The organism is Candidatus Symbiopectobacterium endolongispinus (assembly GCF_018777385.1).
Lineage (GTDB): Bacteria > Pseudomonadota > Gammaproteobacteria > Enterobacterales > Enterobacteriaceae > Symbiopectobacterium > Symbiopectobacterium endolongispinus.
The window spans coordinates 1,098,191-1,110,277 of the sequence record NZ_JAFJYB010000001.1; the positions used below are offsets into that span (position 1 = coordinate 1,098,191).

The following is a 12,087-nucleotide window of genomic DNA, read 5'->3' on the forward strand; positions in this document are numbered from 1 at the left end:
TCAACCCTGTGTGAAAGTGTACGTTATGTCTTGGGAAACCTGGAGTTTTGCCTTTAATGTCACCATGTCTAACTTGTTAATCCTGTTGATTGGCATGGGGCTGCGCCGTTTGGGGCAGTTGGATGACGCCTTTTGCGATTCGGCAATGAAGTTGGTGTTTAATCTGGCGCTGCCCTTCCTGCTGTTTTTCAGCGTGGCGACCAGCCAACAGTCAATTGCCACGCATCTCCCGATGATCCTCTATGGTGCCGTAGGTACCGTAACCACGTTTTTATTGCTCGAGTATGCGGCTGTTTATCTGGTGAAAGATCCCCGTGAGCGCGGTATTTTTGTTCAGGGAGGTTTTCGATCCAACACTGGCATTATGGGGTTGGCGTTTGCGGTACGCGCTTATGGTGAGCAGGGGATTGCGGTCGGCTCGCTCTACCTGACGGTCACTGTTATCTTGTTCAACGTGCTGTCCGTGATCACCCTAACGCGCAGTCTACGGCGGGGGCAGGATGGCGGCCGCGTCAGCAAGAAAGCGCTGTTAACCAGCATCGCGACCAATCCGCTGATTATTGGGCTGTTACTGGGAGTGGTCTATTTTCAGTCTGGCTTGGCACTGCCCGACGTGGTGCGACAAACGGGTCAGCAGATCTCCGGGCTGGCGCTGCCATTGGCATTGCTGTGTGCCGGGGCGAGTCTTGATTTTAAAACCATGTTGCGCACCAGTAACGTCGCGGCGCTCTCCACCGTTGCCAAACTGGTGGTGGTGCCAGGCCTGCTGACGCTCGGTGGCTGGCTGGTAGGCTTTCGCGGTGTGCAGTTGGGGATCATTTTTCTCTTTGCCTCGACCCCGACGGCGGCAGGCAGCTATGCCATGACACGGGCTATGGGAGGGAACGCTACGCTGGCGGCCAACATTATCGCCATGACCACAGTAGGATCGTTTTTTGCCACAGCGCTCGGGGTTTATTTGTTACGCGCCTGGGGCATCGCTTAAGCCTGAAACGGAGGAGCCAATGGAAACCCTATGCCCGCATTGCCAACATGCCCTAAACTGGCTGAACGATAGTCGGTTCCAGTGTCCGCAGTGCCATCACCATTTTCAGCAACAAGCGCATTTCCCGGAATGCCAGCAGCCTCTGCAAACCTTATCAGCCTGTGGTTCGGTGAGTTATTTCTGCCAACGTGGCCACGGTTTGATTTCACGCCAACGCGTGCTGTTCAGCTATCAGTCGGAACAGGAATAAGTGTGCGCGGAGTGAAAAACAAACGATAAGGTGCTTTGGATTGCTGAAAAACCGACCGAAAACGGTCATTTTTAGCTATTGCTGTCATTTCTTCCCACCTTCGTCATTCCCGCGTAGGCGGGAATCTCCCGCAGGTTATACGCATTTCTTCTGGCGGAGATCCCCAGCTTTCACCGAGGATGACGAAAAGATACGCGTCTTTACCATCAGTCTGAAGTGCTAAGACGTTTTCCTGCGTGCGCGCTTTTTAGCATCTGGCGTGACCTGCGTAACCTGGCTTTCTATCCAGCCGTCCTGTAATCGGGTTTTTAGCGTGTCGCCCAGTGCTGCCTGAGTCGTGGCGCGTAAAACCTGCCCAGAGGGGGTGGTGGTCACGTTATAGCCACGCGCCAGTGTTTTTAGTGGGCTGACGCCTTCCAGATGGGAACAAACCTCACCCAACCTCTGTTTATTCTCACTCAGTTGCCGGGTGATAAGCCGCTGTAATTGATACTGCATCTGTTGCAGGTGTTGCTGCGCACGATGAATACGTGAAAGCGGTTGCTGCTGCGTCAGCCGCTGCTGCAAACGCTCATTGCGCAGGGTCGCGCGCCGCAGTTGCTGCTGCATGCTCTCATCAATCCTGCGCCGCATGGTGATCAATTGGTTAAGCTGACGCGCCAAGCGTAACTGCGGATGCTGTTGCTGCAAACGGTGGTGGAGTCGGGCAAAATCGCGCTGGTGCTGGGCCAGTGAATAATCCATCGCCATTTCCAGCCGCTGACGTTGTGCATGTAGCTGGCGCAGCAGTTCGTTGCGATCGCGACTGACCAACTCTGCCGCCGCCGACGGGGTCGGAGCGCGTAAATCCGCCACGAAGTCGGCAATGGTGACGTCGGTTTCATGGCCGACAGCACTCACAATAGGAATACGACTGGCGAAAATGGCGCGAGCCACCCGTTCATCGTTAAAGCTCCAGAGGTCTTCCAGTGAACCGCCGCCGCGCCCAACGATCAGTATATCGCACTCTTGTCGTTGATTGGCACGTTGAATGGCGCGAACAATTTGCGCTGGAGCCTCTTCGCCTTGCACCTGGCTCGGATAAATCACCACCGGCAGGGCGGGATCGCGCCGCTGTAGCACATGCAGGATATCATGCAGCGCCGCGCCGCTAGGTGAAGTAATGACGCCGACGCTGCTGGCAGGGCGGGGGAGCGCCTGTTTGAATGACTGATCGAACAATCCTTCTGACGCTAACCGCTGCTTAAGCTGTTCGAACTGCTGTTGCAACAGGCCATCACCTGCGGGTTGCATGCTTTCTGCCAGCAGTTGGTAATCACCGCGCGGTTCGTACAGGGTGATCGTAGCGCGCAGCAACACTTGCTGCCCGTTTTGTGGGCGAAACGTCACACGACGATTGCTGGTGCGAAACATGGCGCAGCGTACCTGAGCGCGCTCGTCTTTCAGGGTAAAGTACCAGTGACCGGAGGCGGGTTGGGAGAAGTTGGATATCTCGCCGCACAGCCAGATTTGCCCCATTTCCATTTCCAACAGTTGACGGACGGTTTGATTTAGGCGGCTGACGGTAAAAATAGCGGATGAAGGCGCTTGGGACATGGCGTTGGCTAACCCGATTTAGTGAGAGAGATCAAATTTTAAAACAGAGGGTTAATTAACCAATACTACCTTGCCTGAAAGGTTAATCAAGTTTTTTATAAAAAAAGCTGGGGGCAACCGATTACGCTCTGTATAATGCCACGGCAATATTTTATCGCATCCCCACATGAGATATTGCCCATGCTACGTATTGCCAAAGAAGCACTGACGTTTGATGACGTTCTCCTGATCCCAGCTCACTCGACCGTTCTGCCGAACACTGCCGATCTCACCACCCAGCTCACAAAAACGATTCGTTTGAATATTCCTATGCTTTCTGCTGCCATGGATACCGTGACGGAATCCGGTTTGGCCATCGCTCTGGCGCAGGAAGGCGGCATCGGTTTCATCCATAAAAACATGTCGATTGAGCGCCAGGCGGAAGAAGTCAGCCGGGTAAAACGCCATGAAAGCGGCGTGGTTGTCGATCCGCAAACCGTGACGCCAACCACCACGCTGCGTGAAGTCAAAGCGCTAACCGAACGTAACGGCTTTGCCGGTTACCCGGTAGTAACTGACGATAACGAACTGGTCGGCATTATCACTGGCCGTGACGTACGTTTTGTGACTGATTTGGAACGCCCGGTGAGTGCCGTGATGACGCCGAAATACCGTCTGGTAACGGTGCGTGAAGGCGAAGCGCGCGAAGTGGTGCTGCAAAAAATGCACGAAAAACGCGTTGAGAAAGCGCTGGTGGTGGATGGCAGCTTCCATCTGCTCGGCATGATCACTGTGAAAGACTTCCAGAAAGCCGAGCGTAAACCTAACGCTTGTAAAGACGAACACGGTCGCCTGCGCGTAGGAGCGGCAGTTGGCGCAGGTGCGGGCAACGGAGAGCGCGTCGATGCGCTGGTTGCTGCCGGTGTTGACGTACTGCTGATCGACTCCTCGCACGGCCACTCTGAGGGTGTATTGCAGCGTATTCGTGAAACCCGCGCTAAATACCCCGATCTGCAAATCATCGGCGGCAACGTTGCCACCGGTGCCGGTGCCAAAGCGCTGGCTGAAGCAGGCGTGAGCGCTATGAAAGTCGGTATTGGCCCTGGCTCTATTTGTACCACCCGTATCGTTACCGGCGTGGGTGTACCGCAGATCACCGCGATTTCCGACGCGGTAGCAGCGCTTGAAGGTACTGGCATTCCGGTCATTGCTGATGGTGGCATCCGTTTCTCCGGTGACATCGCCAAAGCCATCGCTGCGGGTGCAGCCTGTGTGATGGTAGGTTCTATGCTGGCGGGCACGGAAGAATCTCCGGGTGAGATCGAGCTGTATCAAGGCCGTTCCTTTAAATCTTACCGTGGGATGGGCTCGTTGGGTGCCATGTCTAAAGGCTCTTCTGACCGTTATTTCCAGAGCGATAATGCGGCAGATAAACTGGTGCCGGAAGGGATCGAAGGGCGAGTGGCTTATAAAGGCCGCCTGAAAGAGATCGTGCATCAGCAGATGGGCGGCCTGCGTTCCTGCATGGGCTTGACCGGTTGCGGCACCATTGACGCACTGCGCACTCAGGCCGAATTTGTTCGCATCAGCGGTGCAGGTATTCAGGAAAGTCATGTGCACGATGTGACCATCACCAAAGAATCTCCGAACTATCGGATGGGTTGATTGAGCCCACAGGCCAATCTGCCTATGTGATGGCTGATTTGACAGAAACCCGGTAAACTTCGCCGGGTTCTCTTATTTTTTGCTCCTTAAGTATTTTGGAATACGCCTCTCATGACAGAAAATATTCATCAACACCGCATACTCATTCTGGATTTTGGTTCGCAGTACACGCAACTGGTCGCGCGCCGCGTGCGTGAACTGGGCGTTTATTGCGAGCTCTGGGCATGGGACGTTACCGAAGCACAGATTCGCGAATTTAACCCGAACGGCATCATCCTTTCCGGTGGCCCGGAAAGCACCACCGAGCACAACAGCCCGCGCGCGCCGGAATATGTGTTCCAGGCCGGTGTGCCGGTGTTGGGTGTGTGCTATGGCATGCAGACCATGGCAATGCAGCTGGGTGGACATGTAGAAAGCTCCAGCGAGCGTGAGTTTGGTTATGCTCAGGTCGAAATCAAAGCGGAAAGCGCGCTGCTGCGCGATATTCAGGATGCGCTGAGTGAAAGCGGTGCGCCGCTGCTTGACGTATGGATGAGCCACGGCGATAAAGTAACGGCCATTCCATCCGATTTCGTCACCGTTGCCAGCACCGATACCTGCCCGTTTGCCATTATGGCTAACGAAGAGAAACGCTTTTATGGCGTACAGTTCCATCCGGAAGTGGCGCATACCCGTCAGGGACAGCGCATGCTGGAACGCTTTGTACGTGATATCTGCCAATGTGATGCGCTGTGGACACCGGCAAAAATCATTGATGACGCGGTAGTGCGTCTGCGGGAACAGATTGGCAACGATCGTGTGATCCTGGGCCTGTCCGGTGGTGTTGACTCCTCTGTGACGGCGATGCTGCTGCACCGTGCCATTGGAGATCGTTTGACCTGCGTGTTCGTGGATAATGGCCTGCTGCGTTTGAACGAAGCGGATCAGGTGCTGGAAATGTTCGGCGATCACTTTGGTCTGAATATCGTGCACGTGACTGCGGAAAATCGTTTCCTGTCTGAATTGGCCGGTGAAAACGATCCAGAAGCCAAACGCAAAATCATTGGTCGCGTGTTTGTCGAAGTGTTCGATGAAGAAGCAAGCAAGCAAACCGAGGTGAAATGGCTGGCGCAGGGCACCATCTATCCTGACGTGATTGAATCAGCGGCGTCCAAGACCGGTAAAGCACACGTTATTAAATCTCACCACAACGTGGGTGGCCTGCCGAAAGAGATGAAGCTGGGTCTGGTTGAGCCGCTGAAAGAACTGTTCAAAGATGAAGTGCGTAAAATTGGTCTTGAACTGGGCTTGCCGTACAACATGCTGTACCGCCATCCGTTCCCCGGTCCAGGCCTTGGGGTGCGCGTGTTGGGCGAAGTGAAGAAAGAGTACTGCGATCTGCTGCGCCGTGCCGATGCCATCTTCATCGAAGAACTGCACAACGCTGACCTGTACCACAAGGTAAGCCAGGTCTTTACTGTGTTCCTGCCGGTGCGTTCCGTAGGCGTGATGGGCGACGGTCGTAAATACGACTGGGTGGTCTCTCTGCGTGCGGTCGAAACTATCGACTTTATGACCGCGCACTGGGCACACCTGCCTTATGACTTCCTGGGCCGCGTTTCCAACCGCATTATCAACGAAGTCGATGGCATTTCCCGCGTGGTTTACGACGTGTCTGGCAAGCCGCCTGCGACGATTGAGTGGGAATAATCGCCGTTTAACGTAGGGGATTGCCCTGCAACGGTATTACATCTGGCAGCATCATCTACATAGACCTCAGCGGAGAATGTCCTGTGACATTCTCCGCTAGTTTTAGCGTGTTTCTCGATTCAAGCGTTAGCGCTGTGGGTTGATCTTACTGATCAAGACGTTGCCATTTATGCCTTTTATCGTCCCGTGAGATGAATATTCCCAGAAACTCCAGTTTCCTTTTCCCCAGGGATATAACGTATCAGGGTGGTCAGGCTGTGTTCTCCAGTGTTCGGGCCAGATTTTTATTTTCCGAAAGAAATCATCATGCAATTCCCATGCAACGCTGTTCTTCCAGGTATCAATATTGGTTTTGATGTACAAATTATTGGTACAGATGGGAAGGTCTGAATCAATAATATGCTGTATCAGATGGTAAAGGTTATTCGCCATTTCATTTTTGGTGGCAGTCTTATTACTTCCGACCTTATTATTGATTTCAAAGGCAAAAGCATCTTTGTTGGTAAATCCTGCCTCTTTCAGCGTGTTTACTATGGTTCTTGCCTGTGCTTCTGGCGTTGGTAGGCAGCCGGAGAAAGCCGATAAGCGCGTTGAAACCAGCGGTCCATATAACTTTGATCCGAAAAACCCACCAGAGAAGCAACCTTGGCGGGCTCATTTCCCATGGCAAGCAAGGTACGTGCCGTGCGCAGTCGGAGTCGAACCAGATAAGCGTGTGGAGACTGACCGAACGCTCTTTTGAATTGGCGACTTAAGCGAAATCGGTCGATACCCGAATGGCGGGCCAGTTCATCCAGCCCGATATCCAGATGCATGTTGTCGTGCAGATGATCTTTGAGTTGGTGCATCTGGCGCAGAGAATCGTTCGAAATGGACGTTGGCCGAGTCACAACATGTCGAGCGAGCAGCGAAAGCAGATGATCCAGACTTTGATCCCGAGCGAGTCGGCCTTCGTGGTGATGGATGGCGAAAAAGGCCTGTTGAATCGCAAAAATTAACGTCGGATCATCCGTCAGGGTATTTTTAAACGCGGCCTCTAATGCGGAGACGTCGGGCAATCCACGGCGCTGCATCATTTCTGTTGCCCAGGCTTGGGGGAGATAAAGCATGGCGTAGGTAAAACCCTATGCTTGTATGGCATGGCCGTCGTGCACAGCCCCCGGTTCGATCAGAATGGCTCGCCCTGGATGGCTGGTGTGCATCGTGCGGTGACAGGTAAACTGTTGTAGTCCTTTGTGTTACTCCGACTAATACTTCGTCGTGGTCATGGGAGTCATAGGCATGGCCGCGAAAATGGGCACGTAAGCTCTCTATGCCGGTTTCTTCATCACGACGAAGATTCACCCAATCACGGCTGACCATTTCTTTGTTGGGCGTTGTCATTGGATAGGCTCCGTCATAGTCTATGGTATCTCTGTTTTAAACCATCATCTTGTTGCCGACGATGCCGCTTTCTGTGCATCCGATAGGGTAGAAAACACAATGTATCTGTCTGATGAAGCCATTCGCGATTTGAATACGCTGGCGGGCTGGTTAGCCCTTGACGATTTTAGCATCCGTGAAAATCTGAACCCGGACCTGCTGATTTTGGCGGGACACGCTATCATGCCTACTATTATCGGTGCGCTTGATTTTGCCGCGCAAACTGGCGTCCCTGTGTTACTTAGCGGGGGTATCGGCCATTCAACCATGCTGTTACAGCAGGCGGTAAAACAGGACCCGCTCACGGCTGCCATTGAGACCGAAGGGCTGGGGGAAGCGGATATTCTCGCCGAGATAGCACATCAGGTTTTCGCGATCCCCTGGGAAAAAATAGAGATAGAAAATCGCTCGACCAACTGTGGTCAAAATGCTGACTTTAGCAGAGACAGGCTGTTGGCCCAGTCATCGATCCCCGCGACGATATTGTTGGTTCAGGATCCGCTCATGCAGCGCAGAACCTTCGAATCTTTTGAGTACAGTTGGCGGCAGAAAATGATAACCTGTCGATTTATCAACTGGCCGGTATTTGTGCCGCATGTCGTCAAGGTGGACGATTCCCTGGTGATTACCGGCGGACAGCGTGCGGGCATATGGACGCTTGAACGCTATATCGCCATGATATTAGGTGAGGTCAAGCGCTTGCGCGATGATGCAACTGGCTACGGGCCAGCAGGGGCCGGTTTTATCGGCCATGTTGATATTCCTGATGCAGTAGAAAACGCCTGGCGGTGGCTTATTGAAAATGAGGGCGTTCAGGTGAGTATCAGATAAACCTGCCGTCGGATCGCACCGACGGCAGATTCACGCTATCAGATTTGGTTACGGGGACTATTGGCGCGTCGCCGGGAAAGGCAGCCATTTGCCTTCACAGGTATACGCCGTTTTCACTGCTGTTGCGTTGGTGATGGTCGAGGGCGCTGGTGTCAAGCCGCCTTCGGCCACATGAACAACGGCGTTCTGTTGATGCCAGCCCTGAAGATTATCGATTTTCACACCGTCAAAGGTCACATCAAGAGTATGATCGCTGTCATAGCCGTTAAGTACCACCTTGCCGCCGTTACCGGATACATTTTTCAGCAAAATATGGTGGTACCAGGGAATTAGGTTACCATTTTTGCCTTCATAAGCTGTATCCAGCGTAATCGGCCATTTGTTATCGCGTAAACAGACATTCTCAACCTTGACGTTTTCAACGATTCCGCCGCGGCTGGAATCACTTTTAATTCTGATGCCTGACGTTGTGCCATCCAAGGTAAGATCTTTAATCAGAATATCGCTGATGCCTCTGTTGGTTTCACTACCGATAGACATGCCGTGACCGGATATAGAAGTGGTTATCCAGAATAGAGATAAGACGTGTTGGCCCGCTGTTGCCTGCTTTAATCGCAATATTATCATCACCGGTGCGGATAACGCTTTTCGCTATTGTCACATCGGTTGCTGCACCGGGATCGATACCGTCGGTATTACGCGCATCCGCTGGGGTATCGATAACAATTCCCCACACCGTGATCCCTTGTACCTTATTCAGCACCAGATGAAAGTTAGGCGAGTTGATTAAACGGATGTGATAAAAGGTCAGATTTTTGGCGTTATCGACCTGAATAAGACGAGGCACGTTCTGGTTGCCCCCTTCCTTTTGCGCACGTCGCGCCAACTGCCACCAGGTTTCAGTTTTACCCTCCATGAGCTGGTTGCCACGCCCATCAATTGTGCCTTCGCCGACCAGGCCACCGCCCTGTACGTTATCAATATGAATAAAGGGCTGACATTGCCCCTTCTGATTGCTGAGCGTGCCGCAAATACCATGGCCTTTGTCGTAATCGGTAGGGTTGGCGGAGGCTGCGAGCACGGCACCTTTATCGATCCATAGCCATATGCCGGAACGCATACTCAGCGGGCCGCTTAAAAAGGTAGTTTGGCCGTTGGCGGCGATTAATTTCACGGCTTGACCCGCAGGGCAGCGATCGATGGCCTGCTGAATCCGCTGCGGATTGTTTCCCGGTTCGGGCGTCAGGGTGGTACAAATGTGCTGCGGATAGGTGGGCTCCTGCACCTGGCGGCGATCGGCGGCGTGCACGATGCTCAATAAAAATGCGAGGCAAAGCGACAGTAACGTTGTGAGTGTCTTTACTTTCATCGGCGTAGTCTGCTAACCATCTTCTAAGGTAAATTCATTGTTTTCTCCCGGACGATTATTAAAACAAAACCGCAGACGCCGCTCTCTCGTTGCCACGTAAGAAAGTGTCACAAAGTTATACTTCGTTTTATCACTATCGCCGCCATTTTTCCTGTGTCGCAGAAAGATAAAATAGCGGCGTATAAATAATATCTCTCAATCAAGCCAGGGCTTTCGCTTTCAGCTTTTGGTATTCATCTTCAGTTATGATGCCATTATCTAACAACTTTTTGGCATCGGATATCTGCTCAGCGGGCGATTTTCCCGCTACCTCACGAATATACTCGTTGGTCGCTGAGACGGACTTTTTCACCTGCGCGCGATGTCGCTCTGCCATGCCCTTGCCACGTACGATAAGGTAGATGAGAGAAGTAAGTAGCGGAATAAATAGTAAGAAAACAATCCACGCCGCTTTGTAAAGGCCGCTGGCTTCCTGATCGCGAAACAGATCGGATACGACCTGGAAAAGAATAAAAAGATAGGCAATAAAAAAGAACAGTGAAAATGCCGTGACCAATATATCCCACAGCGTCAGTAGGTGTGTTGCCATTTTTGTTTTTCCTCTGGATTTAATTAATTAAATCAGGCGTCGAGATGAACATAATAAAGGTATAGCACAGATTTATTTTTTCCACACAACAGGGAAAAACAGAAATGAGGGAGCTATTGCGATGAATGGATAAATAAGCAGTGAGAAATAACCGGCAAAGACATTGCGCGCTATTGATCTGGCGATGGTGCTGCCTGAACGTCATCTTCAAAAGCAAACAGAGTAACCAGATCGATGTGTAACCCAACGGCGATGATATAGAGCACTTCCAGCGTTGGATTGCGCACGCCGCGCTCAACGCCACTGAGATATGTGCGGTCCAACCCACATTTTTCAGCAAAAGCTTCTTGCGACAGATTCGCCTGCAATCTGAGTGATCTTACGCGCTGACCCAGACTGGCTTTGATAGAGTTGGGTGTTTTCATGGAGTAAGCATTGTTTTTTGATGCTTATCAGTCCACGGACTATTAGTCACGATGGTGAGGTTTTGTGGTAACGTAGTGACTTATAGTCAACGAACTGGAGGCGTAAATGGAAAAAACAGGATTGGCACCCAGCAGATATCATTGCTGCCATAAAAAGGAAGGGGACGTCGCTGGCGGCATTGTCTCGGGCGTCTGGGTTGGCATCATCAACGCTGGCGAATGCACTGACACGACGGTGGCCTAAGGGGGAGCGGCTTATTGCACAAGCGATAAATGTGAGCCCGGAAGAGATTTGGCCTTCACGCTACCTGAAAAATCGCCGCTGAGCAGGGTAGCTTAATAGCCATCAGCCTTACGCGGGTGGCTAAGATTGCCTGATGTTCAGCACCGGTTTGGCATCATGGTCGCTCTGCTCGTTTTTACAGCGAAAGGTATTGCTGACAGCCTTGATTTCTTTGATGATGCAACAATGAAGCGTTATTTGTTGGCGGCATTAACAGGATGATGTTGATGAAGTTTACCAAGATTGTAGGTGTGACCATCGTCAGCGTATTGTTGCTGTCATTTTGGCAAAGCTGGGCACACTCGATGCGCGGTGGTGAAGCGCTGAGCGGCCAGGGCTGGTGGTCCGCTCGGCGTGACTCCGCGGGCGTCGCGCCCGATCCCGTGCGTTGGCGAGATACTGCTATTGTTCAAGTGTATGCCGCGCCGACTTACGGCTGGCGCGGTCTGGTGGCGGTTCACCCCTGGATTATCCTGAAAGCCAAAGGTGAAGCCCGCTACCGGCGTTATGAAGTGATCAGTTGGGGAAGTGACAATGTGGTACGCTTGAATTACACGCTACCGAATGGATTCTGGTACGGGGCCACGCCGAAACTGCTGGTCGATGCCGCGATCAAAAGCTATCCTTGGCCGCAGACCTATCGCGCCTGGCCTGGATCGAACAGCAACACCTTTCTCGCGCACATTGGCCGTGAAGTGCCTGCCTTAAAGCTGGATATGCCTGCCAACGCTATTGGTAAAGATTACCGCTCAATCGTGAATCCGGTGGGGCTAGCTCCCTCGGGCAGCGGCGTTCAGATTTCGGTTCTGGGGGCGCTGGGCGTCACTCTGGCGTTGGAAGAAGGTCTGGAAGTGAACCTACTGGAGATGAACTTGGGTATTGATGTGAATCCGCCAGCGTTGCGTCTGCCTTTCATTGGTCTATTAGGTTTTGACGATGTCGATCAGCAGCAAGAACGCTGACGGTAAAAGGTGTGGTGCGCTAGCCGATACGTCCTGCGAAGC

General features: G+C 52.5%; 13 protein-coding genes and 1 pseudogene. 8 read left to right on the plus strand and 6 right to left on the minus strand.

Annotation, left to right across the window (positions count from 1 at the left end; all coding sequences use genetic code 11):
* Nucleotides 1–25: 25 nt before the first annotated feature.
* Together JZM30_RS05550 and JZM30_RS05555 are read left to right on the plus strand one after the other, a co-directional pair.
* A complete protein-coding gene (locus JZM30_RS05550) occupies nucleotides 26–985 on the plus strand; it encodes an AEC family transporter (RefSeq protein WP_252317850.1) in 960 nt (319 codons plus the stop codon).
* A gap of 19 nt (nucleotides 986–1,004) precedes the next feature.
* On the plus strand, nucleotides 1,005–1,235 hold the full coding sequence (locus tag JZM30_RS05555; protein ID WP_252317851.1) for a zinc ribbon domain-containing protein: 231 nt from the start codon (nucleotides 1,005–1,007) through the stop codon (nucleotides 1,233–1,235).
* Between the two features lie 219 nt (nucleotides 1,236–1,454).
* On the opposite strand, the gene xseA is transcribed toward JZM30_RS05555, so the two are convergent.
* Nucleotides 1,455–2,831 carry an exodeoxyribonuclease VII large subunit gene (xseA, locus tag JZM30_RS05560; protein ID WP_252317852.1) on the minus strand — a complete coding sequence of 459 codons (1,377 nt, stop codon included), beginning with the start codon at nucleotides 2,829–2,831 and terminating at the stop codon, nucleotides 1,455–1,457.
* Nucleotides 2,832–3,011: 180 nt separating this feature from the next.
* Between xseA and guaB the strand changes: the two genes are divergently transcribed.
* Nucleotides 3,012–4,475, plus strand: a complete 1,464-nt coding sequence (guaB, locus tag JZM30_RS05565) for an IMP dehydrogenase (protein ID WP_252317853.1) — start codon at nucleotides 3,012–3,014, stop codon at nucleotides 4,473–4,475.
* A 111-nt stretch (nucleotides 4,476–4,586) separates the two neighbouring features.
* The gene (guaA, locus tag JZM30_RS05570; protein ID WP_252317854.1) at nucleotides 4,587–6,164 is read left to right on the plus strand and encodes a glutamine-hydrolyzing GMP synthase; all 1,578 of its coding nucleotides are present in this window, start codon (nucleotides 4,587–4,589) and stop codon (nucleotides 6,162–6,164) included.
* A 530-nt stretch (nucleotides 6,165–6,694) separates the two neighbouring features.
* Here guaA and JZM30_RS05575 read toward each other — a convergent pair.
* Nucleotides 6,695–7,547, minus strand: a pseudogene (locus JZM30_RS05575) (helix-turn-helix domain-containing protein).
* Between the two features lie 99 nt (nucleotides 7,548–7,646).
* Between JZM30_RS05575 and JZM30_RS05580 the strand changes: the two are divergent.
* The gene (locus JZM30_RS05580) at nucleotides 7,647–8,417 is read left to right on the plus strand and encodes a YdcF family protein (RefSeq protein ID WP_252317855.1); all 771 of its coding nucleotides are present in this window, start codon (nucleotides 7,647–7,649) and stop codon (nucleotides 8,415–8,417) included.
* A 57-nt stretch (nucleotides 8,418–8,474) separates the two neighbouring features.
* Here JZM30_RS05580 and JZM30_RS05585 read toward each other — a convergent pair whose 3' ends face one another.
* From JZM30_RS05585 to JZM30_RS05600, 4 genes are all read right to left on the minus strand, one after another.
* Nucleotides 8,475–8,957 (minus strand): glycosyl hydrolase family 28 protein, encoded by a 483-nt coding sequence (locus JZM30_RS05585; RefSeq protein ID WP_252317856.1) that lies wholly within the window; start codon nucleotides 8,955–8,957, stop codon nucleotides 8,475–8,477.
* Complete coding sequence (locus JZM30_RS05590) at nucleotides 8,944–9,786, minus strand: glycoside hydrolase family 28 protein (protein ID WP_252317857.1); 843 nt, start codon at nucleotides 9,784–9,786, stop codon at nucleotides 8,944–8,946. Before JZM30_RS05590 ends, JZM30_RS05585 begins: the two co-directional genes overlap by 14 nt.
* Before the next feature lie 199 nt (nucleotides 9,787–9,985).
* Nucleotides 9,986–10,375, minus strand: a complete 390-nt coding sequence (locus JZM30_RS05595; protein ID WP_252317858.1) for an SHOCT domain-containing protein — start codon at nucleotides 10,373–10,375, stop codon at nucleotides 9,986–9,988.
* Nucleotides 10,376–10,545: 170 nt separating this feature from the next.
* Nucleotides 10,546–10,800, minus strand: coding sequence for a helix-turn-helix domain-containing protein (locus JZM30_RS05600; protein WP_252317859.1), 255 nt, complete (start codon nucleotides 10,798–10,800; stop codon nucleotides 10,546–10,548).
* A gap of 137 nt (nucleotides 10,801–10,937) precedes the next feature.
* Between JZM30_RS05600 and JZM30_RS05605 the strand changes: the two genes are divergently transcribed.
* The 3 genes from JZM30_RS05605 to JZM30_RS05610 are packed head-to-tail and all read left to right on the plus strand — an operon-like array spanning nucleotide 10,938 to nucleotide 12,045.
* On the plus strand, nucleotides 10,938–11,126 hold the full coding sequence (locus JZM30_RS05605) for a helix-turn-helix domain-containing protein (RefSeq protein ID WP_252318009.1): 189 nt from the start codon (nucleotides 10,938–10,940) through the stop codon (nucleotides 11,124–11,126).
* Between the two features lie 44 nt (nucleotides 11,127–11,170).
* Complete coding sequence (locus JZM30_RS23520) at nucleotides 11,171–11,305, plus strand: hypothetical protein (protein ID WP_286673440.1); 135 nt, start codon at nucleotides 11,171–11,173, stop codon at nucleotides 11,303–11,305.
* Nucleotides 11,306–11,310: 5 nt separating this feature from the next.
* Entirely contained in the window at nucleotides 11,311–12,045 is a 735-nt protein-coding gene (locus tag JZM30_RS05610) for a DUF3750 domain-containing protein (RefSeq protein WP_252317860.1), read from the plus strand.
* Nucleotides 12,046–12,087: the final 42 nt, after the last annotated feature.

What these genes read in the sequence shown, in the direction of transcription:
- JZM30_RS05550 (WP_252317850.1), top strand. Translation starts at nt 26, where the DNA reads ATGTCTTGGGAAACCTGGAGTTTTGCCTTTAATGTCACCATGTCTAAC.
- JZM30_RS05555 (WP_252317851.1), top strand. Translation starts at nt 1,005, where the DNA reads ATGGAAACCCTATGCCCGCATTGCCAACATGCCCTAAACTGGCTGAAC.
- xseA (WP_252317852.1), bottom strand. Translation starts at nt 2,831, where the DNA reads ATGTCCCAAGCGCCTTCATCCGCTATTTTTACCGTCAGCCGCCTAAAT.
- guaB (WP_252317853.1), top strand. Translation starts at nt 3,012, where the DNA reads ATGCTACGTATTGCCAAAGAAGCACTGACGTTTGATGACGTTCTCCTG.
- guaA (WP_252317854.1), top strand. Translation starts at nt 4,587, where the DNA reads ATGACAGAAAATATTCATCAACACCGCATACTCATTCTGGATTTTGGT.
- JZM30_RS05580 (WP_252317855.1), top strand. Translation starts at nt 7,647, where the DNA reads ATGTATCTGTCTGATGAAGCCATTCGCGATTTGAATACGCTGGCGGGC.
- JZM30_RS05585 (WP_252317856.1), bottom strand. Translation starts at nt 8,957, where the DNA reads ATGTCTATCGGTAGTGAAACCAACAGAGGCATCAGCGATATTCTGATT.
- JZM30_RS05590 (WP_252317857.1), bottom strand. Translation starts at nt 9,786, where the DNA reads ATGAAAGTAAAGACACTCACAACGTTACTGTCGCTTTGCCTCGCATTT.
- JZM30_RS05595 (WP_252317858.1), bottom strand. Translation starts at nt 10,375, where the DNA reads ATGGCAACACACCTACTGACGCTGTGGGATATATTGGTCACGGCATTT.
- JZM30_RS05600 (WP_252317859.1), bottom strand. Translation starts at nt 10,800, where the DNA reads ATGAAAACACCCAACTCTATCAAAGCCAGTCTGGGTCAGCGCGTAAGA.
- JZM30_RS05610 (WP_252317860.1), top strand. Translation starts at nt 11,311, where the DNA reads ATGAAGTTTACCAAGATTGTAGGTGTGACCATCGTCAGCGTATTGTTG.